General features: G+C 67.3%; 24 protein-coding genes. 9 read left to right on the top strand and 15 right to left on the bottom strand.

What is annotated here, in order from left to right; all coding sequences use genetic code 11:
- Window positions 1-44 precede the first annotated feature (44 nt).
- On the bottom strand, window positions 45-449 hold the full coding sequence (locus tag LGN19_RS03110; RefSeq protein ID WP_122946995.1) for a lysozyme inhibitor LprI family protein: 405 nt from the start codon (window positions 447-449) through the stop codon (window positions 45-47).
- Between the two features lie 350 nt (window positions 450-799).
- Here LGN19_RS03110 and LGN19_RS03105 point away from each other — a divergent pair, with 350 nt between their 5' ends.
- Genes LGN19_RS03105 through LGN19_RS03095 form a run of 3 tightly spaced genes read left to right on the top strand, consistent with a single transcriptional unit; the run spans window position 800 to window position 3,115 of the window.
- Window positions 800-1,402 (top strand): DUF1326 domain-containing protein, encoded by a 603-nt coding sequence (locus tag LGN19_RS03105; RefSeq protein ID WP_122946994.1) that lies wholly within the window; start codon window positions 800-802, stop codon window positions 1,400-1,402.
- A gap of 23 nt (window positions 1,403-1,425) precedes the next feature.
- On the top strand, window positions 1,426-2,214 hold the full coding sequence (locus LGN19_RS03100; protein ID WP_122946993.1) for a DUF2182 domain-containing protein: 789 nt from the start codon (window positions 1,426-1,428) through the stop codon (window positions 2,212-2,214).
- A gap of 7 nt (window positions 2,215-2,221) precedes the next feature.
- Window positions 2,222-3,115: a DMT family transporter gene (locus LGN19_RS03095; protein WP_226213193.1), complete on the top strand. Its 894-nt coding sequence runs from the start codon at window positions 2,222-2,224 to the stop codon at window positions 3,113-3,115.
- A gap of 176 nt (window positions 3,116-3,291) precedes the next feature.
- Here the strand turns inward: LGN19_RS03095 and LGN19_RS03090 are convergent, their stop codons facing one another.
- The 7 genes from LGN19_RS03090 to LGN19_RS03060 form a co-directional block, all read right to left on the bottom strand.
- Window positions 3,292-3,957 carry a hypothetical protein gene (locus tag LGN19_RS03090; RefSeq protein WP_226213192.1) on the bottom strand — a complete coding sequence of 222 codons (666 nt, stop codon included), beginning with the start codon at window positions 3,955-3,957 and terminating at the stop codon, window positions 3,292-3,294.
- A 282-nt stretch (window positions 3,958-4,239) separates the two neighbouring features.
- On the bottom strand, window positions 4,240-4,566 hold the full coding sequence (locus tag LGN19_RS03085; RefSeq protein WP_122946990.1) for a DUF4148 domain-containing protein: 327 nt from the start codon (window positions 4,564-4,566) through the stop codon (window positions 4,240-4,242).
- A gap of 223 nt (window positions 4,567-4,789) precedes the next feature.
- Window positions 4,790-5,665: a PilZ domain-containing protein gene (locus LGN19_RS03080; RefSeq protein WP_226213191.1), complete on the bottom strand. Its 876-nt coding sequence runs from the start codon at window positions 5,663-5,665 to the stop codon at window positions 4,790-4,792.
- Between the two features lie 79 nt (window positions 5,666-5,744).
- Window positions 5,745-8,324 (bottom strand): penicillin-binding protein 1A, encoded by a 2,580-nt coding sequence (locus tag LGN19_RS03075; RefSeq protein ID WP_226213190.1) that lies wholly within the window; start codon window positions 8,322-8,324, stop codon window positions 5,745-5,747.
- A 175-nt stretch (window positions 8,325-8,499) separates the two neighbouring features.
- Window positions 8,500-9,507: a trans-3-hydroxy-L-proline dehydratase gene (lhpH, locus tag LGN19_RS03070; RefSeq protein ID WP_043183670.1), complete on the bottom strand. Its 1,008-nt coding sequence runs from the start codon at window positions 9,505-9,507 to the stop codon at window positions 8,500-8,502.
- Between the two features lie 65 nt (window positions 9,508-9,572).
- Entirely contained in the window at window positions 9,573-10,694 is a 1,122-nt protein-coding gene (locus tag LGN19_RS03065) for a branched-chain amino acid ABC transporter substrate-binding protein (protein WP_174958413.1), read from the bottom strand.
- Window positions 10,695-10,815: 121 nt separating this feature from the next.
- Window positions 10,816-11,553 (bottom strand): FadR/GntR family transcriptional regulator, encoded by a 738-nt coding sequence (locus tag LGN19_RS03060; protein WP_122946985.1) that lies wholly within the window; start codon window positions 11,551-11,553, stop codon window positions 10,816-10,818.
- Window positions 11,554-11,816: 263 nt separating this feature from the next.
- Here LGN19_RS03060 and lhpI point away from each other — a divergent pair, with 263 nt between their 5' ends.
- The 3 genes from lhpI (at window position 11,817) to LGN19_RS03045 (ending at window position 14,121) form a co-directional block, all read left to right on the top strand.
- Window positions 11,817-12,752, top strand: coding sequence for a bifunctional Delta(1)-pyrroline-2-carboxylate/Delta(1)-piperideine-2-carboxylate reductase (lhpI, locus tag LGN19_RS03055; protein WP_226213189.1), 936 nt, complete (start codon window positions 11,817-11,819; stop codon window positions 12,750-12,752).
- A 165-nt stretch (window positions 12,753-12,917) separates the two neighbouring features.
- Window positions 12,918-13,322, top strand: coding sequence for a response regulator transcription factor (locus LGN19_RS03050; protein ID WP_122946983.1), 405 nt, complete (start codon window positions 12,918-12,920; stop codon window positions 13,320-13,322).
- Window positions 13,323-13,338: 16 nt separating this feature from the next.
- Complete coding sequence (locus LGN19_RS03045; protein ID WP_122946982.1) at window positions 13,339-14,121, top strand: helix-turn-helix domain-containing protein; 783 nt, start codon at window positions 13,339-13,341, stop codon at window positions 14,119-14,121.
- Window positions 14,122-14,175: 54 nt separating this feature from the next.
- Here LGN19_RS03045 and LGN19_RS03040 read toward each other — a convergent pair whose 3' ends face one another.
- From LGN19_RS03040 to LGN19_RS03015, 6 genes are all read right to left on the bottom strand, one after another.
- Entirely contained in the window at window positions 14,176-14,526 is a 351-nt protein-coding gene (locus tag LGN19_RS03040; protein ID WP_226213188.1) for a metal ABC transporter ATPase, read from the bottom strand.
- A gap of 155 nt (window positions 14,527-14,681) precedes the next feature.
- Window positions 14,682-14,921 (bottom strand): hypothetical protein, encoded by a 240-nt coding sequence (locus LGN19_RS03035; RefSeq protein ID WP_039367346.1) that lies wholly within the window; start codon window positions 14,919-14,921, stop codon window positions 14,682-14,684.
- A 16-nt stretch (window positions 14,922-14,937) separates the two neighbouring features.
- Complete coding sequence (locus tag LGN19_RS03030; RefSeq protein ID WP_122946980.1) at window positions 14,938-15,228, bottom strand: DUF1488 domain-containing protein; 291 nt, start codon at window positions 15,226-15,228, stop codon at window positions 14,938-14,940.
- A gap of 138 nt (window positions 15,229-15,366) precedes the next feature.
- Window positions 15,367-15,765: a DUF488 domain-containing protein gene (locus LGN19_RS03025; RefSeq protein WP_174958415.1), complete on the bottom strand. Its 399-nt coding sequence runs from the start codon at window positions 15,763-15,765 to the stop codon at window positions 15,367-15,369.
- A gap of 165 nt (window positions 15,766-15,930) precedes the next feature.
- On the bottom strand, window positions 15,931-17,133 hold the full coding sequence (locus LGN19_RS03020; protein WP_122946978.1) for an amino acid aminotransferase: 1,203 nt from the start codon (window positions 17,131-17,133) through the stop codon (window positions 15,931-15,933).
- A gap of 45 nt (window positions 17,134-17,178) precedes the next feature.
- Window positions 17,179-18,564: an amino acid permease gene (locus LGN19_RS03015; protein WP_226213187.1), complete on the bottom strand. Its 1,386-nt coding sequence runs from the start codon at window positions 18,562-18,564 to the stop codon at window positions 17,179-17,181.
- 317 nt (window positions 18,565-18,881) lie between these two features.
- Between LGN19_RS03015 and LGN19_RS03010 the strand changes: the two genes are divergently transcribed.
- Window positions 18,882-19,355: an Lrp/AsnC family transcriptional regulator gene (locus tag LGN19_RS03010; protein ID WP_122946977.1), complete on the top strand. Its 474-nt coding sequence runs from the start codon at window positions 18,882-18,884 to the stop codon at window positions 19,353-19,355.
- 29 nt (window positions 19,356-19,384) lie between these two features.
- On the opposite strand, the gene LGN19_RS03005 is transcribed toward LGN19_RS03010, so the two are convergent.
- Window positions 19,385-20,242, bottom strand: coding sequence for an EamA family transporter (locus tag LGN19_RS03005; RefSeq protein WP_122946976.1), 858 nt, complete (start codon window positions 20,240-20,242; stop codon window positions 19,385-19,387).
- Between the two features lie 403 nt (window positions 20,243-20,645).
- Here LGN19_RS03005 and LGN19_RS03000 point away from each other — a divergent pair, with 403 nt between their 5' ends.
- Together LGN19_RS03000 and LGN19_RS02995 are read left to right on the top strand one after the other, a co-directional pair.
- Window positions 20,646-22,319, top strand: a complete 1,674-nt coding sequence (locus LGN19_RS03000; RefSeq protein WP_226213186.1) for a phospholipase C — start codon at window positions 20,646-20,648, stop codon at window positions 22,317-22,319.
- Window positions 22,320-22,413: 94 nt separating this feature from the next.
- A complete protein-coding gene (locus tag LGN19_RS02995; protein ID WP_175222052.1) occupies window positions 22,414-23,823 on the top strand; it encodes a cytochrome-c peroxidase in 1,410 nt (469 codons plus the stop codon).
- Window positions 23,824-23,827 lie beyond the last annotated feature (4 nt).

Raw genomic sequence — 23,827 nt, 5'->3', positions numbered from 1 at the left:
GGCGGACGCCACCGGCCGCGCGGCAGGCGGCCCGCCGAGGATGCTTATTTGGCCGGCACCGGGCATGCGAGATCGCCTTCCTCGCAGGACAGATAGCCCTTCAATGTTTCGGTGCGCGCCTTGGTCAGATCGTCGAGGCAGGTCGACACGACCATCGGATACGCGCTGCCGCCCTCGGCATTCGCGCTGGAGAAGTTGCACTCGGCATCGCGGTACGCAATCCACGCACGCTGCGCATTCACGAGCTTGTCGGCGAGCGGCCGCGCATCGCGCAGGCGCGCGGTGACGGCCTGGTAGGTCCGGTTCAGCTCCCCGTCGGATTTCTTGTAGGCGCGATCGGCACATGCGGTCATCGCCGCCTGATCCGTCGCGTCGGCACAATTCGACTGCGCATGGGCGACGTTCGCCGCCAGCGCCAGCGAGCACAGCAGACCGGTCAAGACACGCATGGATGCTCCTGGTTGTTCGTTGAGGTCGGGGAACCCGGTGCCGGGCTTGCCGCGCTGACGCGCATCGCGCCGCCGCCGTGCCGCGGCGACACCGATCGCGATGCTAGCGCACGCGCGCTGGCTTGTCAGCCGGTGTCGCAGCACGCGACGGCTTGCATAACGGCCTTGCGCACCTACACTTGAAAATCGATACGCCGCTTCAGGCCCGCGCTATCGCATCCATCCCGTCTCCGCTTCCGCGCATTCCTCAGCGCATTTCGCGTTCGCATCGCCGAGCGGGGTGACGATTCGTCAGTCAGCTTCCTCCCCCCAGCCCAACGTGCATTCGCCGTCGCCCCCTGGAGGGAATCATGAGCTATCACCTTGAAGGCCGTCTGCTCGAGGTCTGCAACTGTCGCGTACTCTGCCCGTGCTGGATCGGCGAGGATCCGGATTTCGGCGTCTGCGACACGATCGTCGCGTGGCATGTCGACAAGGGCGCCGTCGACGGCGTCGACGTGAGCGGCAACACGATCGCCGCTGTGTGCCGCGTGCCGGGCAACATCCTGCAAGGCAACTGGACGGCTGCGATCTATCTCAGCGACACGGCGTCCGAGGCGCAGGAGCAGGCGCTCCTCAAGGTCTACACGGGCCAGGCCGGCGGCCCGATCGCCGAACTCGCCAAACTGATCGGCAAGGTCGTGTCGATCGAACGCGCCCCCATCACGTTCAATGTCGAAGGCGCACGCGGCACGTTGTCGATCGGCACCGACTACCACGCGGAACTCGAGCCGTACCTCGGCCCGAGCGGCGCGCAGACGACGCTGACCGACACCGTGTTCTCGACGGTGCCCGGCGCGCCGGTGTTCGTCGGCAAGGCGCCCGTCTATCGGTCGAAGAATGCGGCGATCGGCATCGACGTCGATCTGAAGAATCACAACGCGCTGCAGAGCACGTTCCTGTTCGACGCGTGAAGCGCGATCGCACGCCAACGGTCATGGCAGCGTCGCTGCATCGGCGCGTATTTCCGCTCGTGCTCGCGAGTCTCGTCGCGTTCGCGTGGCTCACCCTGTGGGCGTGGACACGCAGTCCGTACGGGCGGTACCTCGACCACGGCGACAGCGCGTTGACCGAACCGTTCAGCGCGCTTTGCCGCGCGCTGCCGGGCGGCTCGCTGTGGCTGCCGGCGGCATTCGCCGCGGCCGGCTGGACGCTGATGATCCTCGCGATGATGCTGCCGACGACGCTGTCGCTGTTCGATGCGTTCGCCCGTGTCGTCGCGAGCCGCCCCGACCAGACACGCCTGCTCGCGCTCGTCGGCGCCGGCTACGTCGCCACGTGGAGCGGCTTCGGCCTCGTCGCGCACGGCCTGCACGGGCTGCTGCTGGCCGGTGTCGCGCACGTGCCGGCGCTCGCGTGGCGTGGCTGGCTGATCGGCGCGACCGTGTTCGCGCTCGCCGGCGCGTTCCAGTTCAGCGGCCTGAAGACGCACTGTCTCGACCGCTGCCGCACCCCCTTCAGTTTCGTGATCAGCCGCTGGCGTGGCCGCACGCCGATGCGTCATGCGTTCGCACTGGGTGTCAGCCACGGGCTCTTCTGTGTCGGCTGCTGCTGGGCGCTGATGCTGCTGATGTTCGTCGTCGGCGCCGGCAGTCTGGGCTGGATGCTGTTGCTCGCCGCGTTGATGGCCCTCGAGAAGAATGCGTCATGGGGGCAGGCGCTCACCGCGCCGCTCGGCGTCGCGTTGTTCGGCGCGGCCGTGCTGATCGTCGCCAGCCACGCGTGAGGCCCTGATGCGACCGCCCGCCTCCGCATTCGCGCTGCATGTCCGGCCGGGCGTGCGCGTCGTCGCGCTGACGTCGATCGCGATGCTCGCGTTCGCGTCGAATTCGCTGCTGTGCCGACTCGCGCTGCAGGCCGGACGGATCGACGCGGCCAGCTTTGGCAGCCTGCGGCTCGTATCCGGCGCGCTGATGCTCGCGATCGTCGCGCGCATCGGTGCTCGACGGCCCGCCCCGCCCGCCGACTGGCCGGCTGCGGCGATGCTGTTCGTGTACGTCGCGTGCTTCTCGTTTGCGTACCTGACCGTCAGCGCGGCCACCGGCGCGCTGATCCTGTTCGGCGCGGTGCAACTGACGATGTTCGCGGCGGGATGGCATGCCGGCGAACGGTTTGCCGCAACCGGCTGGGCCGGGTTCGGCGCGGCGCTTGGCGGGCTGGTGTATCTCGTGTCACCCGGGCTCGCCGCGCCGACGCCGCAAGGTGCCGCGCTGATGACGGCCGCCGGCATTGCATGGGGAATCTATTCGATACGGGGCCGCCGGCCCGTCGATCCGGTCGCGGCAACCGCCGGCAATTTCCTGCGTGCCGCGCCGCTGGCACTGGCGCTGAGCGTCGCGCTCGCCGCCCGCTTTCATGTCACGCCGGCCGGCGCCGCGCTCGCCGCGCTTTCCGGTGCGCTGACGTCGGGCCTCGGCTACGTGGTCTGGTATGCCTCGCTGCGGCACCTCACGGCCATGCGCGCCGCGGCGGTTCAGCTCTCCGTTCCGCCCATCGCCGCATGCGGCGCCGTGCTGTTCCTGTCGGAACAGCCGACATGGCGGCTCGCGCTCGCATCGGCCGCGATCCTCGGCGGAGTCGCGGCGGTGCTCGCGACGCGGGCTCGGCAGGCGAATACCGCGCGGTGACGATGGGTGGTATTGAAGCCCATGCGTGAACCCGTCGCATCGATTTCAGGGATGCCGGCAACGCACGTTTTTTGTGGGTTGGCTCGCGGCTGAAACCCTGGATTCGCCTGATGGAACGATCGCGCAGCCACCCCAATCGCCGGCTCGAAAGAGGCCGGAGATTCGGGCTCAAACCGTCAGTAGCGGTACGCGTAACCGGTGCCGATGTATTCCGCCGTCAGTTTGCTCGCCGTATCCGACAAACCGAGCAACTTGAGAATCTTTCTGGTTCTCCACCCATTGATCAATTCACCGCGGAAGGCCAAAAGCACGAAGAGCGCCACAACAGACATCGTCGTTGCCAGCAGAATCGGCATTGCGTCAAAGAACAGGCCCCATGTGGATACCACGAACGCAAGCACCAAGGCTTGGCCAAAAAATAAAAGCGCGGTCACGGCAAGGTACGCGTAAAGCAAGGATCGGTTGAAAACGGGCTTCAGGCCGTCAGGGCAAGGCGGCTTGAATACGATCAGCCTCGCAAACGGGTTGTGAAGCGCCATCAACAATCCGTTTTCGTCACAGACGGCGTCGACATGCCCGCCATTCTCGATCGAGATACTGCCGAACCAGCCTTTGAGCGCTCGCCCCGCCACCTCTATCTCGATCCAGTAACCCTTGGGTGGTTTGGGGCGGACCCTGTCAGGATCGCTCTGCGTCGCCATGCCATTTTCACTCAGGGCCTCAAACACCAAAGGCGCGAATTCCGCTGCCGTCTCTTCGAATTTTTGAAATTTTGATGCCGAATACGCCTCGCGCGAAAAGCGCAAATTTGACACTGTTCCGCTGACCAAATACAGGCGCATCGCTTCTCCGTTGATCGAAACCGCTATTCCAGCCTCCGGCGATCGTACCCCAACGATGCAACGCGGAAGCGTATCCGGCCTACGTTGCATGCGACATGATTATCGGCACGGGTTGATATCGCATGGACCCATCGCCAGTTTTCGCATGTCCTGCGCTTTCCCCGCGGCTGAAAGCATCGCGCCGCGGCGTTCCAATGCAAAGAGCCCGCACTCCAACCGAGTGCGGGCTCTTTTCAATGCGATGCTTCCAGCGGCGGCACAAGCCGCCGCATGGCAATCGGCTTAGTGGCCGAAGAACACCGACGAACGGTCGGTTGCGGCCGGCACGACCACGCGCTGACCCGACTGCGACACAGCGGCAGGGTTCGCGCCGTAGCCCGTTGCATCAGCTTGCGCGCCGGTGTTCTGCGCGGCGGCGATCTTTGCCTGAGCGGCCTGGATGTTTTCCGGGTAGTTCATCCAGTCGTTCGGGTTGTAGCCCGCCTTTTCGAGCTGGACCAGCTCGGCGCGCACTTGCGCGCGCGTCAGCGGCTGCTGGCTCTGTGCGAACGAGACGACCGGTGCGGCCACCAGAGCGGCCAGTGCAACTGCCTTGATCAGCGACTTCATGATGCGTTACCTCCAGAATTGTTTTGTCAGGCGCTTCGGACTCGGGGTCGTTGCGCATGAGTAGAAGTCTAGGAGGCCACGCTATCAGGGTAAATACTTAAATCGCGAATTCACTGTTGACGAAAAATATACAATCGGCGCGGAATCCATTGAATCATCAGATGATTATCCGCGTTCGCGCACCGAATACCTCAACACGGCACCCCGCGCGCCCGGCCGCGCCTCAGCGCCGCCGATCGGCATCCGACGCCGCCATCAGCCGGTCGAACAGCAGCGCCTTGAGGCGGATCAGGTCATCGGCGCCGATCTCGCCGAATGCCGCGTGATGCAGCGTCAGCGCAGGCGCCGCCGGGTCGGCATGGACGGCCCGCACCGTGCCGTCGAGCGCCAGCCGTTCGACCCGGTCGCCCGCTGCGTACGGAAGCAGCACGCGCAAGGGTTCGCCGGTTGCAGCAATCGGTCGGTCGACGGCAATCGACAGCCCGCTCACGCTGATGTCGTGCACCATCCCGATGCCTTCCGCGCCCTCCGCCCCGCCCGCGCAGCAGGCCGCGATCCGCACCGGCACGCGCGGCTCCGCGCGCGTGCGCAGCCGGTCGACGAAGCCCGGCGGCGACAAAATCAGGAACCGCGCGGCACCCGACGTCTGCACCGACTCGACCGTCGCACCGAAACGCGACACCGCGGCACGGCCGATCGCGACTGCCTCGATGTCGTCGCCACGCGCGAAATCGAACGCAGCGGCCGGCTGCGGCTCGACGAACAGCGCGCCCGACGCGGCGATGCCGATCAGCCGGCAGCGCTGCAGCCCGCGTGTCGCGCCGACCCGGCGGCGGAGGCCGATCGCGGCGCCCGCCGACAACCCCATCCGCGTGGCGTGCGGCACCGCGTCAGGCTCGCGCGGCGCGGCATCGGCATCGTCGCGCCGGCGTACCGGGCGGAAATGGTCGAACAGGAACGCATGCTGCGCGGCATCGCGCAGCGTCGTGCCGGCCGGCAGCAGCGCGGCGCCGTCGGCATCGTAGAGATCGAAGCCGAGCGGGACGCCGGCGGCGAGATCGTCACGCGCGAGCGTGACGTAGTCGGTAGATGGCCTCATCGGGGAGGCGCGGAACGACCGCGCGAGCTGTCATGACAACATGATTACGGCAGCATCGCGCGAAATCTGAACGGCTGCGTTACGGCGAAGTGCCGTTTGCGTCGGACGCAGCCGGTACGGGCGGCTGGGCCGGCGCGGTCGAAGGGGCTGCGGCCGGTGCGGTGCCGAAGCCCGCGTTGCCTCCGCTCGCCCCCGCCGGCGGCTGCGCGGGCTGCGGTTGCGACGCGCCCGCCGACAGCGCGGCGGCCGACGCGGCCACTTCGGACGCCGGCACCCATTCCTCGACGATACCGCCCGATGCCGCTTCGGGCGCCGATGCGGACGATGCGGCCGACGCCGCGCCCGTGTCGGCTTCGGATGCACGCTCCACCCGCTGCGTCCTGACCGGCGCGGGCGCTTTCTTCGCCTCGGGCGGGAACCACGTGTCGAACAGGTCCGTCACGCGCTCGCGCAGCGACGCGAACCAGCCCGGCGACGGCTCGGTATCGAATTTCGCCTTGGTGTCGACGATCCGGGCGCGCTGCCCACGCTGGAAGAAATCGCCGACGATCGGCAGCGCACTATGCGCGCCCTGCCCCCAGTAATCGCTGCGCAACGTCACGCGGCCGTCGTCGAAACCGACCCACGCACCGGCAACGAGGCCCGGCTGCATCAGGATGAACCAGCCGTCCGCGTTGTCCTGCGTCGTGCCCGTCTTGCCGGCCACGTCGCCACGGATCCCGAAGCGCGTGCGGATGCTGCCGCCCGTACCGCGCGTCACGACATCGCGCATCACGCTGAGCAGCGTCTTGTCGGTTTCCGTGTCGAGCGCGCGCTCGGGTGGCGCCGGCGCGTACTCGGCAAGCACGTCGCCCTGGCGGTTCTCGATGCGCGTGACCATCTGCGGCTCGACATACAGCCCGCCGTTCGCAATCGTCGCGTACGACGCGACCATCTCCTTCAGCGTGACCGGGCTGGTACCGAGCGCGAGCGACGGCACGCGTTCGAGCGGGCTTTCGCGCACGCCCATGTCGCGCGCGAGCCTGGCCACGGCAGCCGGACCGACCTTCTCCATCACCTGCGCGGTGATCCGGTTGCGCGACAGCGCGACCGCGTCGCGCAGCGTCATCGGCTTGCCGGTCGGCGGCACGTCGTCGTTCGGCCGCCAGATCTCGCCGCCCTTCAACGGGATCTCGACCGGCTGGTCGATGAACGTGTCGTCCGGCTTCATCCCGTTCGCGAACGCGACGCCATAGACGAACGGCTTGAACGTCGAGCCCGGCTGGCGCCGCGCCTGCGCGACGTGGTCGAACGGTTCGTTGGTGAAGTCGCGGCTGCCGACCCACGCGCGGATCTGCCCGTCGCGCGGATCGATCGCGAGGAAGCCGGCCTGCACGTCGGTCTTGGTCTTGCACAGCGCGCGCATGAAGCCGCGGTCTGCCGCGAGCAGCTTCATCGCGGCCGCGTCGTCCTTGCCGGCGTCCTGCGCGGCCTTGTACTCGGGCGACTCGCGCATGAAGGCGCGGAACACCTCGTTGTCGGTGCCGCAGCCGTCGCGGCCGCTCCATGCGTTGTTCGCGATGCCCTGCAGCTGGTTGCCCTGCAGCGTGAGCGCCTGGGTCGCCATCTGCTGCAGCCGCGAGTCGATCGTCGTGCGCACGATCAACCCGTCCGCGTAGATGTTGTAGTCGTTGCGGTCGGCCCACGCGATCAGCCATTTGCGCAGCTGCTGCGCGAAATGCGGCGCGGGCCCCGGCGGCTCCTTCTGCCGCTCGAAGTCGATGCGCAACGGCCGGCGCTGCAGCTGCGCGAATTGCGCCGGCGTCAGCTTGCCGTATTTCACCATCTGGCCCAGCACCGTATTGCGCCGCTGCAGCGCGCGCTCGGGATTCAGCACCGGGTTGTAGTAGCTGTTGCCCTTCAGCATCCCGACGAGCGTCGCGCTGTCGAGCACGTCGAGCTCATCGGCCGACTTGTCGAAATAGGTGCGTGCGGCCATCTCGACGCCGTACGCGTTGTACAGGAACGGCACCGTGTTCAGGTAGGTCTCGAGGATCTGGTCCTTGCTGTAGACGGCCTCGATCTTCAGCGCGGTGATCGCCTCCTTCACCTTGCGCGTGAGCGTCGGCGCGCGGCCGATTTCGTCCGGATACAGGTTGCGCGCGAGCTGCTGCGTGATCGTCGAGCCGCCCTGGCGGCTGCCCGAGAACGTATGGAGCGCGGCCGACGCCGTGCGCTTCCAGTCGAGGCCGTGGTGCTCGTAGAAGCGGTGATCCTCGGTCGCGATCAGCGCGTCGACCATGTGCGGCGAGATTTGCTTGAGCGGCACCCACTCGCGGTTCGACGGCTTGAATTCGGCCAGCAGCTTGCCGTCGGCGGACAGCACCTGCGCGGGCTGGTCGACGCGTGCCTTGCGGATGTCGCCGATGCCCGGCGTGAACGGGATCAGCACGACCACGTACACCACGAACAGCGCCGGCACGGCGGCGCCCGCGAGCAGCACGCCGCGACGCGTCGGATGACGGACATGGTGCCACGCGGTGGCGGCGAGAGGCTTGACCCGCGCGGCGGCGGCAGCCGCGACGGGTTGGGCGCGCGCGACCCATCTGGCACAGAAGGCACGCACTGACGACACGTTTCGGCGATTCACGCGGGTGGAGCTCGGCTGAAAAGGGTGCATCGTACCAAACTCACGCGGCCCGCCGGACAGCGTTGGCGTCGCACCGGCTCACGCGAGGCGGCTGCGCGGGCGGTTCGCACGCAAAAAAGGCGCGCGCCCCGCAACGGGAACGACGCGCCAAGCCTGGTACTACAAACGGGAGGCCGAGCGAAGCACGGCCGAGCGGCGCGGCAACTCAGCGCACGAGAAAACCGTAGGTGAGCGGATCGCGTTCGTCGACGATCCAGTTCGCGAATCCGCAGATATGCGCACTGCCCTCCACTTCCGGAATCACGGCCGGGATGTCGCCGACCGTCGTTTCGCGCAGCACGCGCCCCTTGAAGACCGTGCCGACGATCGATTCGTTGACGAGCGTGTCGCCGGCCGCGAGCAGCCCGCGCTGGTAGAGCTGCGCAACCCGGCCGCCGGTGCCGGAACCCGTCGGCGAACGGTCGACCTCGCGATCCGCGAACACGCAGCAGTTCGCCTGTGTCGAGCCTGGGTGGCGCGGCGCGTTCGCGATGATCGTGCCGTAGATGTGGTTGATCTCCGGAATCTCCGGATGCACGACCGGGTACTTCGCGTTCGCGGCCGCCTTCACTTCCGCGCCGAAGCGAATCAGCTTCTCCACCGCCGCTTCGCGCACCGGCAGGTCGAACGGCGCGCCGTCGACGTAGAAATAGAACGCGCCGCCGTATGCGATGTCGCCCGTCACGGTGCCGAACGACGGCGTCTCGACCGACACGTCGCGCTGCCAGATGAACGATGGCACGTTGACGAAGCGCACGGGCCCCGCATGCTCGCCGTCCCACTTGACGAACGCCTCGATGAAGCCACACGGCGCGTCGATGCCGACCCGCGTTTCCGGCACCGTGCGCTGCACCCAGCCAAGCTCGACGGCCGCGGTCGACAGCGCGATCACGCCGTGCCCGCAATGGTCGCTGTAGCCTTCGTTGTGCAGGAAGATCACGCCGAAATCGGCGTTCGGCGACACGGGCTCGGTCAGGTAGCCGCCGTACATGTCGGCGTGGCCGCGCGGTTCGAACATCAGCGCGCGGCGGATCTCGTCGGCGTTCTCCTTGAGCCACGCGCGGCGCTGGACGATCGTGTCGCCCGGCAGACGCGGCAGCCCGCTCGTGACGATGCGGAACGCTTCGCCGCCCGTATGGACTTCGACGGTGGAAAGGGATCGGGAAATTTTCATGGTCGATCGAATGCGTTGAAACGAAGAACGGCGGCCGCGCCGCCGTCCGATGGCAGGCTGGCCGCTTACTTCGCGTACGGCTCCGGCAGGCCGTTGCGGATCACGTAGACGCTGGTCGGCGCGCCCTTCAGGTCGCCGTTCGCGTCGAACGAATAGGTGCCCGCGACGCCCGCATAGTTCGACTTCGCCAGCTGGGCGATCAGCTTCGCCTTGTCGGTGGTCGTGCCGGCCTTGACCATCGCGTCGGCGAGCAGCTTCATCCCGTCGTAGTAGTTCACGCCGTAGACCTGCGTATCGGTGTGATACGTGTCGTGGTACTTCTTCAGGAATTCGCGGCCGGCCGCCGTCTTCTCGAGCGCGACGCCGCCCTGCGCGCAATAGACGATCGACGCCGCGTCGCCCGCGACCTTGCCCATGTCGGCCGAGCAGATGCCGTCGCCGCCGAGCAGCTTCGCGCGCAGACCGCGCTGCTTCATCTGCTTGGCCATCGGCGCGCCCTGTGCGGCATAACCGCCGAGGAAGATCACGTCGGGGTTGCTGGCCTTGATCTTGGTGAGAATGCCGAGGAAATCGGTGGCCGACGAATTCGTGTATTCCTGGTCGACGATCTTGATTCCGTTCGCCTTCGCGACGTTCATGAACTGCTCGGCCACGCCTTGGCCGTAAGCGGTGCGATCATCGATCACGGCGGCGGTTTTCGCGTTCAGCGTCTTCGCCGCGAAGGTGGCCATCGTGCCGCCAAGCTGTTCGTCGCTCGCGCCGATCCGGAAGATGTTCTTGAAGCCCTGCTTGGTCAGCGCCGGGTTCGACGCGACCGGCAGCATCGGCACGCCGGCAGTCGAGTACACGCGCGACGCGGGAATCGCGACGCCCGAGTTGTACGGCCCGAGCACCGCGACGACGCCCTTGTCGACGAGGTTCTGCGCGACCTGCACGCCGGCCTTCGGGTCGGCCTGGTCGTCATCGGAAACCAGTTTGAACGTGACAGTCTTGCCGGCGACCTTGATACCGGCCTTGTTGAGTTCGTCGACGGCCAGGCGCGCACCGTTTTCATTGTCCTTGCCGTTCGCGGCCTGCGGGCCGGTCAGCGGCGCCGAATGGCCGATCATCACGACTTCCTGCGCGTGCGCGGAAGTCAGCGCGCCGGCGGCGATGGCCACCGAGAGCGCGGTAACGAGGTGTCGCATGATGTCTCCTGATTGGTTTTGTGTGAAACCAATGTAGGACACGCGTGGTCACCATGCAAGCAATTTCAAAATAAAAACTTCGATTCTGGTCATTTTTCAGACCAGAACGAACGTGACGCGGTCACTTCGGCGTGATGTCGCGCCGCACGCGGCGGATGTGCTGCTCGACATAGAACGCCGCCGCATCGGCGTCGCCGGACACGATCGCCTCGTAGATCAGCCGGTGTTCGGACACGTAGAGCCGGATCCGGCCCGCATCGTAGATACCGTCGTCCTTCAGGCGTTTCCATAGCGGCTGGTCCATCGTCTTCGCGACTTCGTCAGCGATCTTCACCATCAGCGCGTCGCCGGTCATCAACGCGAGCTGCCGGTGGAACAGCCGGTCGCTCTCGTTCCACAGCGCGCGCTGATGCGGATCGTCGACATCGGTAATGGTTTCCATCTGAGCCAGATAGCGTTCGGCGCCGGCATCGGCTCGACCGTGCGCGGCCGCGAGGCGTGCGATCGCGGGCTCGAGGATCAGCCGCACGTCGAGCGTCGACGTCGGGCTGAAATCGGGTTCGGACGCCGTGTGCGTGTCGCCGCGCTGCGCGAGCACGTCGAGCGGCGACGCGACGACGTAGGTGCCCGAATTGCGCTTCGTGAACACGAGCCCTTCGTTCTGCAGCGCGCCGAGCGCTTCGCGCACGGCCGGCCGGCCGACCTGGAACAGCCCCGCCAGTTCGCGCTCGGACGGCAGCCGCGACTCGGCGGCATAGCGCCCCGCGCGAATTTCGTCGCGGATCTTCTCGGCCACCTGCTCGTAGATCTGCAGCGGCCTGAAGCCGCCTTCGAGTGTGTCGGGACGCGCGGACATCATCGTATGGCTCCTGCCCGGTCACGGGCGTGAATCTGGAATGGGTTCGCACTATACCGGAGCGCGCCGGCATCGACGCCATGGCGACCCTTCTGGACAGATATTAGAACCAAAAACAGCGACGCGCTTTATTTTCTGGGTTGCGAGCGGGCCAGAAAGTGGTATAGATTCAATCCACACTGCCCTGTGTCACGGTATCCGGCAGCCCTGTGGCGGGCGCGGCATGCGCCCGTCGTCCACGCTCACCGACGCATACGACGTACACGATGACCGCTCTTTCCCCGATTCCCGTTTTCGATGCGGCCGATACGGCCGCGCTGCTCGACTACCCGGCGCTGCTCGCCACGCTCAGGCAGGCCGTCGCCGACTATGCGTCGGGCGAGATCGTCAGCCCCGAACGCCTGGTCGTGCCGCTGCAGGCCGGCGGCGTGATGCTGTCGATGCCGTCGAGCGCGCGCGACCTCGCGACCCACAAGCTCGTGAACGTGTGCCCGGGCAACGGCGCGCGCGGGCTGCCGACGATCCTCGGCCAGGTCACGGCATACGATGCGACCACCGGCGAGATGCGCTTCGCGCTCGACGGCCCGACGGTCACCGGACGCCGCACGGCGGCCATCACCGCGCTCGGCATCCAGGCGCTGCACGGCGCCGCGCCGCACGACATCCTGCTGATCGGCACCGGCAAGCAGGCGGCCAATCACGCGGAAGCGCTCGCGGCGATCTTTCCCGAAGCGCGCCTTCACGTGCGCGGCACGCGCGCCGACAGCGCGGCTGCCTTCTGTGCCGCCCATCGCGCGCACTCGCCGCGTCTCGTGCCGCTCGACGGCGACGCGATTCCCGATGCGATCGATGTCGTCGTCACGCTGACGACGAGCCGCACGCCCGTCTATCGCGAAGCCGCGCGCGAAGGCCGGCTCGTGGTCGGCGTCGGCGCGTTCACCGCGGACGCGGCCGAGATCGACGCGAACACGGTGCGCGCCAGCCGGCTGGTGGTCGACGATCCGGCCGGCGCGCGCCACGAAGCCGGCGACCTGATCGTCGCGCAGGTCGACTGGCAGGATGTCGCGTCGCTCGCCGACGTGCTCGGCGGCGCATTCGACCGCAACGGGCCGCTGCTGTTCAAGAGCGTCGGCTGTGCCGCGTGGGATCTGGCTGCGTGCCGCACGGCGCGCGATGCGCTGGACGCGCGCCGGGCCGGCTGATTCGGCGGCGCAGCCCGCCGGCCACGTTCGCGCCCCCTTCTCGGCACCGCTTCGGCGGTTTTCCGTACGCGTTGTAGGAATCGCCCTACAACGCGTCGCAGCGGCCTACATCAACTTCCAATTCGGCCGATTTCATTTTCGGCGGCGCAACACGATACTGCCGGCATGAATGCCAGCCAGTTGCCCGCCGCACTTCGGGTGTTTCTCGTCGATCACGCTGTCGCCGTCCGGCAGCGGATCGCGCTGCTCGTCGGCGCGATCCGCGGCGTCGCCGTCGTGGGCGAGGCGGAGGACGGCCAGGACGCGTGGACGCATATCCGCAGCAGCCAGGCGGACGTGGTGATCGTCGACCTGCGGCTGGCGGACGGCAGCGGCCTCGACCTGATCGGGACGCTGTCGAAGGCCGCGCCGCGCATCGTCACGATCGTGCTGACGAATCACTCGGCGCCGGCATTCAGAGAGGCATGCGCGTCGGCCGGAGCCGACTACTTCTTCGACAAGACCGTCGAATTCGACGCCGCATGCCGCGTCATCGAATCCCTGGTGCACGCCCGCGCGCACCACCCCTGACGAGCCGGAGTGACTCATGTCCACAGCCACCGCCTGCGCCGCCGACGTATCCATCACGCCTCGGCCGACGATTCCGCTTCGCGCGGTCACGCGCGCCGACGCCGCAGCCAAACATCCCGCCGCACGCTGCTCGGTGTGCGCAATGCGCTCGATGTGTCTGCCGCCGCACCTGACCGCAGCCGAATACGGCCGCCTCGACGCGATCATCTGCACGACGCGGCAGGTACGCCAGGGCGAAGCGTTGTTCCGCATCGATGATCCGTTCCAGAGCATCTATGCGGTGCGCGCCGGTTCGTTCAAGACGGTGATGATGCATCGCGACGGCCGCGAGCACGTGACGGGCTTCCAGATCGCCGGTGAAACGCTCGGGATGGACGGTATCGGCGGCGGCCAGCACTGCTGCGACGCGATCGCGCTCGAGGACAGTGTCGTGTGCATCATCCCGTTCGGCGCGCTCGAAGCGGCGTGCCGCGAAATCAAGCCGATGCAGCACTTCCTCTACCAGATGCTGAGCAGCGAAATCGTCCGCGAATCGAGCCAGATGCTGCTGCTCGGCACGATGTCGGCCGAGCAACGCGTCGCGCATTTCCTGCTGAACCTGTCGTCGCGCTTCGAGGCGCGCGGCTATTCGGCGACGGAATTCAACCTGCGGATGACGCGCGAGGAAATCGGCTGCTATCTCGGGATGAAGCTCGAAACCGTCAGCCGGATGTTCTCGCGGTTCCATCGCGAAGCGCTGGTCGAAACGCGCGGCAAGCGCGTGCGCATCATCGACTCGCAAGCGCTCGCACGGGTCTGACGGACCCAGACCAAGGCGACGCCTGGCGGCCCGCGCGCCACTGCACGCGATGCTTCATCGCACCGCGCCGCCGGTCACCGCGTTGCGCAGCCCCACCCTCGCACTACCCGCCTGGCATGCGATCAGCGCCTGTTCGGCCTGCATGAACGCACGGCGCAGCGTGTCGTCCACGTCGCTGCCGACACACGCCGGCAGCGGCCAGAGCGCCGTGTCGTGCATCACAAGGTCGAGCCGCACGTCGTACTGGCGCGCGCCATCGGCGGCGGCACGCAATTCGATGGCGAGATGGCAGCCGTCGATCAGCGCGCGAAACCGTTCGAGCCGCACCAGCTGCGCGCCGGCTTCGGCTTCGACCGCGGCGGAACCCGCGAATCCGTGGCAGGCGATCTGCATGCCCACGCCCATGTCGTGTCTCCTGACGGGGCCGCCCGCGCGTCGACCGCCTTGCAAGTGCCGCCCGCACCGAAAGGCGGCGGCACGTGTTGCCCGTGGCACGGCGCGATTGCTTCGATCGCCGTCCGGCCGATAGTCTGCCCGCGCCTTCATCGGCGCGGGACCGTTCATACGTTGAAGGTCTGCGACGTCTTCATCTCGATCCACGTCATGCCCGCCCGCAGCCCTTCGATCATCGCCTCGCGCTCGGTCGGATACGCATGGCTGTGCTCGAACGTGTGATGAAAACGCGCGGCACCGGTGCCATGCTCGACCGATACGCGGCAGCGGAATTCGCCCGATTCGCACGGGCGCGTCTCGACTTCGACGGACCAGTCGCGTTCGTGAATGTTGCCCTGCAGTGTCATGCACCCTCCTGCGGTATCAGTCTTCGAGCCGGAAGTGGCCGCTGTGCAGCAGCACCGGCCGGCCGCCGATTTCCTCGAGCATGCGTCGCGCCATCGCCTCGATCGCCGACCGGTGCCCTTCGAACGCAGCCAGCAGGTCGCGTTCAAGCAGCGACGGCGCGCCAAAATGATCTTCCAGCGCCTCGGCCGTGACCGCGCACTGTACGCAACGTCCGTCGACCAGCGCCGAAAACGCCACGACCAGGTCGCGTGCGCAATATTCGGGGGGTTCCGGCGGGAAGACAATCTGCATCTGTCGGCCTGTCATCGTCGTGATGGCTCCATGACAAGAGCATAGTGGCGCGCGCGCCCGCGCGCTTGACCCACGTCAACCGGTTCGCTGCGCCGCACGATATCGGCACGGCGGCGTGCCGGCGCGACTGCGCGACGCTGCGTCAAACCGCGTTCAGCCCGCGTCGGGCTCGATTGCCGCGCCGCGCTCCGCGAGCAGCTCGCGCAGCACGCTGCGGTGGCAATGGCGTTCGTCGTCGCAGTAACAGCCGATCGAGAACGCGGTGCTCGCTGACAGGGCCGCCAGCAGGTCGAGCACCTTCGACGCATCGCCATGCGCCATCTCCGCGCGGAAGTGACGCCGGAACGCGTTCCACTCGGCATCGGTTTCGGCGGCCTGCGCCTGTGCGACGAGTTCGGGGCTCGGCGACAGCGTCGGCAACCATACATCATAGTAGTTACGCGACGCGAATTCCGCCTTCGGCACGCCGCGCGGCGGCCGCCGCACCGTGCCGATCCGCAGGCCCTCGCCGGCCGCGCGCGGCGTGCCGAGCTGGATGATCCGGATGCCCATGTCGCTCCTTGTCGTATTGCGTCGGATTCCGTGATCGTACCCCCGCGCCTGCCCGAGCGTCAGCCGCGTGGCGCACATTGCGGCCGCCCAACAAAAAAACCGGCTGCCCCCTTGCGGGAGACAGCCGGTTCGGCCAGCCGCGTGGCGCGCCGGAGCGCGCCGCGATCAGACGCCGCTCTTCAGCACCTTGCCGATGGCATCGGCGACGATGGCGACGTTCGAGTCGTTCAGGCCCGCCACGCACATCCGCCCCGAACGCAGGATGTACACGCCGTGCACTTCGCGCAGCGCGTCGACCTGCGATTCGGTCAGGCCCGTGTACGTGAACATCCCGCGCTGCTTCACGTAGCGCGTCAGTGCCTCGCCGCTGACATGGTCGCGCAGGCCGTCATGGATCGACTGGCGCATCCGTGCGATGCGGCGGCACATCGCCGCCAGTTCCTCTTCCCACTGCTTGCGCAGCGCAGGCGTGCCGAGCACGGCCGCCACGACCTTCGCACCGTAGGTTTGCGGGTTGCTGTAGTTCGAGCGCACGGCACCGGCCAGCTGGCCGAGCACGCGGTCGGCGGCAGCGGCATCCTCGCAGACGACGCTCAGGCCACCCACGCGCTCGCCGTACAGCGAAAAGTTCTTCGAGAACGAGTTCGCGACCAGTGCCGGCACGCCGCGGCGGGCCAGTTCGCGCACCGCGAACGCATCCGCGTCGAGGCCCGCGCCGAAGCCCTGGTACGCCATGTCGACGAACGGCAGCAGCCCGCGCGCCTCGATCACGTCGATCAGCTTCTCCCACTGGCCTTCGTCGAGGTCGACGCCGGTCGGGTTATGGCAGCACGCGTGCAGCAGCACGATGCTGCGCGCCGGCAGCGCGTCGATCGCCGCGAGCATCGCGTCGAACTTCAGGCCGCCCGTCGCCTCGTCGTAGTACGGGTACGTGTTCACCGTGAAGCCGGCGCGCTCGAAGATGAAGCGGTGGTTTTCCCAGCTCGGATCGCTGAGCCACACCTGCGCATCCGGGAAGTAGCGCTTCAGGAAATCGGCGCCCACCTTCAGTGCACCGGAGCCGCCGAGCGTCTGCAGCGTCGCGATGCGGCCGGCCGCGCGGGCCGGGTGATCCGCGCCGAACACGAGCGCCTGCACCGCGTCGCGATACGCGGGCAGGCCGACCATCGGCAGGTACGGTTTCGCGCTGCTGTCACGCTGCAGCGCGGTTTCGGCTTCGCGCACGGCGCCCATCACCGGAATCCGGCCTTCGGCGTCGAAGTAGATGCCGATGCTCAGGTTGACCTTCTGGTCGCGCGGATCTTTCTGGAAGTTCTCGTTGAGCGTCAGGATCGGGTCGCCCGGGTACGCGTCGATGTGTTCGAACATGGCTATGTCGGTCTCGTTTGGAAGAATGATCGGTCGTGGCCTGTATCAGCGTGCGGATGCGCTGTCGTGCACCGCATAGCCTGCATTCTTCTGACGGAAGCGATACCCGACCGCGAGCACCGCGAGCCATACCGGGATCAGGTACACCGACAGGCGGAGATCCGGCGTCAGGTACATCACGACGAGAATGCCGGCCATGAATGCCAGGCACAGGTAATTCGTGAAAGGATAGCCCAGACTGCGGAAGGAAGTCTCCTCCCCGGCCGCGCGCTTCGCCTGGCGGAACTTCAGGTGGATCAGGGTGATCATCGCCCAGTTGATGATCAGCGCCGACACGACGAGGCCCATCAGCACCTCGAACGCCTTGCCCGGCATGAAGTAGTTGATCAGCACGCACACGCCGGTCGCGAGCGCCGACGCGCCGAGCGCGGCGAGCGGAATGCCGCGCTTGTTCACCGAGCACAGCACCCTCGGCGCGTTGCCCTGCTGCGCGAGGCCGAACAGCATCCGGCTGTTGCTGTACACGCCGCTGTTGTAGACCGACAGCGCGGCCGTCAGCACGACGACGTTCAGCACGTTCGCGACCACGTTGCTGCTCAGCGCGTGGAAGATCAGCACGAACGGGCTGCCGCCGCTGACGACCTTTTCCCACGGATACAGCGACAGCAGCACGGCGAGCGCGCCGATGTAGAAAATCAGGATCCGGTAGATGACCTGGTTGGTCGCGCGCGGAATGCTGCGCTTCGGATCGTCGGCCTCGGCCGCGGTGATCCCGATCAGCTCCAGCCCGCCGAACGAGAACATGATCGCCGCCATCGACATCACGAGCCCCGACACGCCGTTCGGGAAGAAGCCGCCGTGCTGCCACAGGTTGCGGACGGTGGCCTCCGGCCCTGCGTGGCCGCTCGCGAGCAGCCAGCCGCCGAAGCCGATCATGCCGACGATCGCGGCAACCTTGATGATCGAGAACCAGAATTCCGTCTCGCCGTACGACTTCACGCTCGCCAGGTTGAGCAGGTTGATCGCGACGAAGAACACCAGCGCCGACACCCAGGTCGGCACGCCGGGCCACCAGTACTGCACGTAGATCCCGACAGCCGACAGCTCGGCCATGCTGACGAGGATGTACAGCACCCAGTAGTTCCAGCCGGACAGGAAGCCGGTGAAGTGGCCGACGTACTTGTTGGCGAAGTAGCTGAACGAGCCGGCGACAGGCTCGTCGACGACCATCTCGCCGAGCTGGCGCATGATGAAGAACGCAATGATGCCGGCCACCCCGTAGCCGAGCAGCACGGACGGGCCAGCCATCTTGATCGTCTGCGCGATGCCGAGGAACAGCCCCGTGCCGAGCGCGCCGCCGAGCGCAATCAGCTGGATGTGCCGGTTCTTCAGCCCGCGCTTCAGGCCGTCGCTCTCGTTTCCAGAAACCATGTCTTCTCCACTCTGTCCGCCTCCGCCTGAAGCGGTGCGGCGCGCCTCGGTGTGCCGGGCGCTGTTTTGCTGTGCCGGGGCCGTTCGTGGAGCCGCCGGGTTGGGGACTGCAATCTTCGCGTGGCGGCGCCCGATTCGTGTCGGCATGCCCGCCAGACCGGCCGCCGACTGTCGCCGCGCCCGCCTTGCTGCGTTCGCACACGAAAATCCGGCGTCAGTTTAGCGTCGCGACGACGAAATCGGGTTTCGTAACCCGTTCATGCAAACCCTACATTATGAGATAAGATTGCATCCAGGAGACAAACGAGGAAACAAAAATGCATGAACCGGTTCTGGATCGCCTCGATCGCCATCTGCTATCGATCCTGCAGGAGAACGGCCGCGCGTCGAACCTCGATCTGGCGAAGGCCGTCGGCCTGTCGCCCGCGCAGACGCTGCGCCGCCACCGACGGCTGGAGGAGATCGGCGCGATCCGTCGCTACGAAACCCGGCTGTGCCCCGACACGCTCGGTTTTGGCGTCACCGCTTTCGTGCACGTGACGATGGAGCGCGGGCATATCCGCGACCTGTCGAAGTTCCAGAAACTGGTGTCCGATCTCGCGCAGATCCAGGAGTGTTTTTCCGTGACGGGCGACATCGACTACGTGTTGAAGGTCGTCGCACACGACCTGAAGGGCTTGTCGCAGTTCCTGCTCGAGACACTGATGCGGATTCCCGGTGTGAGCGGCGTGCATTCGAGCGTGTGTCTCGACGAGATCAAGTGCACGAGTGCGATGCCGGTTGAAGCCTGAAGCCACGGGTCGCGCACCCGCCGGCCCGTTCACCTCACCGCTTCAAACGCACTGATCAGCAACGCCCCCGCCGCGATCACCACGCAGCCGGCCGCCCGGCGCGGCGTCAGCCGCTCGCCGAGATACACGCGCGCGATCAGCGCCGCAAACACCACGCTCGTTTCCCGCAGCGCCGACACCGGCCCCATCGGCGCGCGATCCATCGCCCAGATCACGATGCCGTATGCGAGCGCCGCGAACACGCCGCCGCACGCCGCCTTCGCCGTTTCGCCGACATCCTGCGTCAGCCGCAACGGCCCCGCCCGCAGCCGGTAGTACGCGGCCATCATCGCGCCCGTCAGCACGAACATCCACGCGGTATAGCCGACCGTGTTGCCGCTTTCCCGCACGCCGATCCCGTCGACCACGCTGTAGGCCGCGATCGACACGCCGGTCGCGAACGCGGTCGGCAGGACCTGCATCATCCGGTGCTTCGCGTCGCGCCCGCGCTCCAGGCCGATCGCCATGATGCCCGCGCAGATCAGCACGAGCCCGGCTTGCGCGCCCGCATTCAGGTGCTCGCCCGCGAACGCCGCCGCGCCGAGCGTGACGAGCAGCGGCGCGGTGCCGCGCGCGACCGGATACGCGACGGTCAGGTCGCCGTGCTCGTACGCGCGCACCAGCAGCAGCGTATAGACGACGTGCAGTACAGCCGACGCGACGACATAGAGCCAGCTCGCAGGCGTGATCGGCGCGGCGGCCGGCAGGAACAGCAGCGCGAACAGCCCGATCGCGATCTGCAGCACTGTGGCCGACCGCAGCCGGTCGCCGCTGCTGCGGACGAGCGCATTCCATGACGCATGAAGGAACGCCGCACACAGAACAGCAAACAGAACGGGGATCGGCACGTTGAATACTCACTGACGGTCGGCCACGCGGAATCGTCGCCGCAGGGCGTTCATCGTATGAATCCGTCATTCGATTGTCAAAAAACTGGCGCAGCGCAGCACCGTGCGCAAACCAGCCGACTCCGCCCTTTCGCCCGCCCGGCGCGGGATCCGCGGCAGCGGCCCCGCGCGCAGCCGTATGTGACGCAAAAGTGGCATGCGGTCCGCCCCTTTCCGTTCTCTTTCGCTCCGCGTTCCGCCGTAATGAAATCGATACCGCAGCGCAACCATCGCGAAAACACTCCGTCCCCATATCTTCATACGCGACTGTTCCAATGCGCGTGCTCTCTCACGAGCTCCGCGCCGAACCGACACGGCGACGGGGCCGCTCTCCACCATCGAAGACCTTACCTGGAGTTTCCCGATGTTCCGTCAAGCCTTGCTCGTCACCGCCTGCGCTGCCGCAGCGCTGGCGCTGTTCGCCTGCGGCGGCAGCGACGACCCCACGTCGACGCCTGCCGTGTCGTCGCAGGATGCGCTGCAGACCGCCACGCCGATCAAGCACGTCGTCGTGATCTACGGTGAAAACATCTCGTTCGACCACTACTTCGGCACCTACCCGAACGCGACGAACCCGTCGGGCGAACCGGCCTTCACCGCCAAGTCCGGCACGCCGACGCCCAACGGCCTGACGGGCACGCTGCTCACCGCGAACCCGAACTTCACGAACACGGCCAACGGCACCGACGCGGCGAACCCGTTCCGTCTCGACCGCACGCAAGCCGCGACCGCCGACCAGAACCACGCGTACACGGCCGAGCAGCAGGCCGAGGACAACGGCCTCGCCGACCTGTTCCCGAAATACACCGGCAAGGGCTCGTCCGGCGGCGCCGGCGCGTTCGGCACGAAGGGCCAGGTGATGGGCTACTTCGACGGCAACACGGTGACCGCGCTGTGGAACTACGCGCAGCGCTTCGCGATGAGCGACAACATGTACACGACGTCGTACGGCCCGTCGACGCCGGGCGCGCTGAACGTCGTGTCGGGCCAGACCAACGGCATGCAGGTCGTCAAGACGTCCGCGCAGCCGTCGACGCTCGCGAAGAGCTCGTACTACATCAATGACGGCCAGGGCGGCTTCACGATGATCAACGACGTCGACCCGGGCTACGATGTGTGCTCGAGCACGACCGACCAGGCGATGATGACGGGCAAGAACATCGGCGACCTGCTGAACGGCGCGAAGATCACGTGGGGCGGCTTCATGGGCGGCTTCAACCTGTCGACGACGAACGGCAACGGCACCACGGGCTGCGCCCGCAGCACGGTCGCCACCGCCGTGAACGCCGCGACGTCGGACTACATCCCGCACCACAACTGGTTCCAGTACTACGCGTCGACCGCGAACCCGCAGCACACGCGCCCGAGCTCGGTCGCGGCGATCGGCGCGAGCCTCCAGTCGGACGGCAAGACCGCCGAACCGGCGAACCACCAGTACGACACGGACGACTTCTTCGCCGCCGTGAAGGCCGGCAACTTCCCGTCGGTCAGCTACCTGAAGGCCCCGGCCGCACAGGACGCGCACGCAGGCTATTCGGATCCGCTCGACGAGCAGGCGTTCGTGACGAAGGTCGTCAACTTCCTGCAGCAGCAGCCGGACTGGCAGAACACGGCCGTGATCGTCACCTATGACGACTCGGACGGCTGGTACGACCACGTGTACACGGCGCCGACGCGTGCGTCGTCGGACCCGGTCGACCAGGTCAACGGCAGCGGCAAGTGCGGCACGGGCGGCACCACCGGCGTGAACGGCGCGACCGTGAACGGCCGCTGCGGCCCGGGCGTGCGCATTCCGCTGATCGTGATTTCGCCGTACGCGAAGCAGAACTACGTCGACCACACGATGATCGACCAGTCGTCCGTCGTGCGCTTCATCGAGGACAACTGGCTCGGCGGCCAGCGCATCGGCGGCGGTTCGTTCGATGCGACGGCGGGCGACCTGCGCGCGCTGTTCGACTTCACGTCGAAGCCGAACACGACGCCGCTGTATCTCGACCCGACGCTCGGCACCGCATTGAGCGCGGCACCGGCGATCTGACCGGTACGTCGTGACCGCATGGCCGGCGCATCACGCGCCGGCCGTTTCCATTTAACGCGCCGCTTCGTGCGGCGCCCGATTTCCGACCGACAGCATGACAGCTCGCCCCGCGTTCCCGTCTCCCGGCACCACCGGCACCCGCACGCCTTCCCGCCTCCTGCGCCGCGCGGCGTTCGTGATCGGCGCCGCCGTGCTCGGCTACGGTGCGTTCGCGATCGCGTTCCCCGCGCAGGTGCCCGCGGCGATCGGCACCGTCGTCGCCGACTGGACCGGCGCGAACCCGCATCCGGTCGTGCTGCAGCGGCCCGCCGCGCAGCCGCTGTCGGCAGTCGCGCAGCTCGGCCGCGCGCTGTTCGCCGATCCGTCGCTGTCCGCGTCGGGCAAGCAGTCGTGCGCGTCGTGCCACAGTCCCGATCATGCGTACGGCCCGCCGAACGCGCTCGACGTGCAGCCCGGCGGCCTCGCGATGACGCAGCAGGGCTATCGACCGCCGCCGTCGCTGATGTACCTGTACCGCCAGCCGAACTTCAGCATCGGCCCCGATGCCGGTGAAAACGACGCCGCGCCGACCGTTGCGCAGCAGGCCGCGTCGGCGGCCGGCGTCGTCAAGGCGCAGAAGGTGGCCGGCACGTCGGCCGCGCCGCAGCTCGTGCCGCAGGGCGGGATGTTCTGGGACGGCCGCGCCGATACCTTGCAGCAGCAGGCGTTCGGCCCGCTGCTGAACCCGGTCGAGATGGCGAACGCGAGCATCGACGACGTCGCGCGCAAGCTCGCGCAGTCGTCGCACCGCGCGCAGCTCGAGCAACTGTTCGGCGCGCGCGTGTTCGACAGCCCGCAACTCGCGGTGTCGGAAGCGATGTTCGCGATCGCGCGCTACCAGGTCGAGGATCCGTCGTTCCACCCGTACAACAGCAAGTACGACCGCTGGCTCGAAGGCCGCGCACGGCTGTCGCAAGCCGAGCTGCGCGGGCTGCGCCTGTTCAACGATCCGGACAAGGCGAATTGCGCGGGCTGCCACCTGTCGAAACCCGGCAAGGACGGGCTGCCGCCGATGTTTACCGATTACCAGTACGAGGCGCTCGGCGCGCCGCGCAACAAGGACCTGGCGCAGAACCGCAACCCGGCGTTCTACGATCTCGGCGTGTGCGGGCCGTTCCGCGACGACCTGAAGGACCAGACGCAGTATTGCGCGATGTTCCTGACGCCGACGCTGCGCAACGCGGCGACGCGCCACGTGTTCTTCCACAACGGCGTGTTCCACACGCTCGACCAGGTGATGGCGTTCTACAACGAGCGCAGCATCTCGCCGCAGAAGTTCTACTCGCGCGGCGCGGACGGGAAGATCGACGAGTACGACGACATCCCGCCGAAGTATCGGGCGAACGTCGACGTGACCGATGCGCCGTTCGACCGCAAGCCGGGCGACCAGCCCGCGATGACGGCGCAGGATATCAAGGATATCGAAGCGTTCCTCGGTACGCTGAACGACGAGCCGGTGCGGTAAGCCG

Source organism: Burkholderia sp. AU30198, assembly GCF_020419825.1.
Taxonomy (GTDB): domain Bacteria; phylum Pseudomonadota; class Gammaproteobacteria; order Burkholderiales; family Burkholderiaceae; genus Burkholderia.
Note: the sequence above shows the minus strand (reverse complement) of the source record. Positions and strands in the feature narration are given on the sequence as shown.

Excerpts from the sequence above, each read along its gene's own strand:
- LGN19_RS03110 (WP_122946995.1), bottom strand. The coding sequence starts at position 449 with ATGCGTGTCTTGACCGGTCTGCTGTGCTCGCTGGCGCTGGCGGCGAAC.
- LGN19_RS03105 (WP_122946994.1), top strand. The coding sequence starts at position 800 with ATGAGCTATCACCTTGAAGGCCGTCTGCTCGAGGTCTGCAACTGTCGC.
- LGN19_RS03100 (WP_122946993.1), top strand. The coding sequence starts at position 1,426 with ATGGCAGCGTCGCTGCATCGGCGCGTATTTCCGCTCGTGCTCGCGAGT.
- LGN19_RS03095 (WP_226213193.1), top strand. The coding sequence starts at position 2,222 with ATGCGACCGCCCGCCTCCGCATTCGCGCTGCATGTCCGGCCGGGCGTG.
- LGN19_RS03090 (WP_226213192.1), bottom strand. The coding sequence starts at position 3,957 with ATGCGCCTGTATTTGGTCAGCGGAACAGTGTCAAATTTGCGCTTTTCG.
- LGN19_RS03085 (WP_122946990.1), bottom strand. The coding sequence starts at position 4,566 with ATGAAGTCGCTGATCAAGGCAGTTGCACTGGCCGCTCTGGTGGCCGCA.
- LGN19_RS03080 (WP_226213191.1), bottom strand. The coding sequence starts at position 5,665 with ATGAGGCCATCTACCGACTACGTCACGCTCGCGCGTGACGATCTCGCC.
- LGN19_RS03075 (WP_226213190.1), bottom strand. The coding sequence starts at position 8,324 with ATGCACCCTTTTCAGCCGAGCTCCACCCGCGTGAATCGCCGAAACGTG.
- lhpH (WP_043183670.1), bottom strand. The coding sequence starts at position 9,507 with ATGAAAATTTCCCGATCCCTTTCCACCGTCGAAGTCCATACGGGCGGC.
- LGN19_RS03065 (WP_174958413.1), bottom strand. The coding sequence starts at position 10,694 with ATGCGACACCTCGTTACCGCGCTCTCGGTGGCCATCGCCGCCGGCGCG.
- LGN19_RS03060 (WP_122946985.1), bottom strand. The coding sequence starts at position 11,553 with ATGATGTCCGCGCGTCCCGACACACTCGAAGGCGGCTTCAGGCCGCTG.
- lhpI (WP_226213189.1), top strand. The coding sequence starts at position 11,817 with ATGACCGCTCTTTCCCCGATTCCCGTTTTCGATGCGGCCGATACGGCC.
- LGN19_RS03050 (WP_122946983.1), top strand. The coding sequence starts at position 12,918 with ATGAATGCCAGCCAGTTGCCCGCCGCACTTCGGGTGTTTCTCGTCGAT.
- LGN19_RS03045 (WP_122946982.1), top strand. The coding sequence starts at position 13,339 with ATGTCCACAGCCACCGCCTGCGCCGCCGACGTATCCATCACGCCTCGG.
- LGN19_RS03040 (WP_226213188.1), bottom strand. The coding sequence starts at position 14,526 with ATGGGCGTGGGCATGCAGATCGCCTGCCACGGATTCGCGGGTTCCGCC.
- LGN19_RS03035 (WP_039367346.1), bottom strand. The coding sequence starts at position 14,921 with ATGACACTGCAGGGCAACATTCACGAACGCGACTGGTCCGTCGAAGTC.
- LGN19_RS03030 (WP_122946980.1), bottom strand. The coding sequence starts at position 15,228 with ATGACAGGCCGACAGATGCAGATTGTCTTCCCGCCGGAACCCCCCGAA.
- LGN19_RS03025 (WP_174958415.1), bottom strand. The coding sequence starts at position 15,765 with ATGGGCATCCGGATCATCCAGCTCGGCACGCCGCGCGCGGCCGGCGAG.
- LGN19_RS03020 (WP_122946978.1), bottom strand. The coding sequence starts at position 17,133 with ATGTTCGAACACATCGACGCGTACCCGGGCGACCCGATCCTGACGCTC.
- LGN19_RS03015 (WP_226213187.1), bottom strand. The coding sequence starts at position 18,564 with ATGGTTTCTGGAAACGAGAGCGACGGCCTGAAGCGCGGGCTGAAGAAC.
- LGN19_RS03010 (WP_122946977.1), top strand. The coding sequence starts at position 18,882 with ATGCATGAACCGGTTCTGGATCGCCTCGATCGCCATCTGCTATCGATC.
- LGN19_RS03000 (WP_226213186.1), top strand. The coding sequence starts at position 20,646 with ATGTTCCGTCAAGCCTTGCTCGTCACCGCCTGCGCTGCCGCAGCGCTG.
- LGN19_RS02995 (WP_175222052.1), top strand. The coding sequence starts at position 22,414 with ATGACAGCTCGCCCCGCGTTCCCGTCTCCCGGCACCACCGGCACCCGC.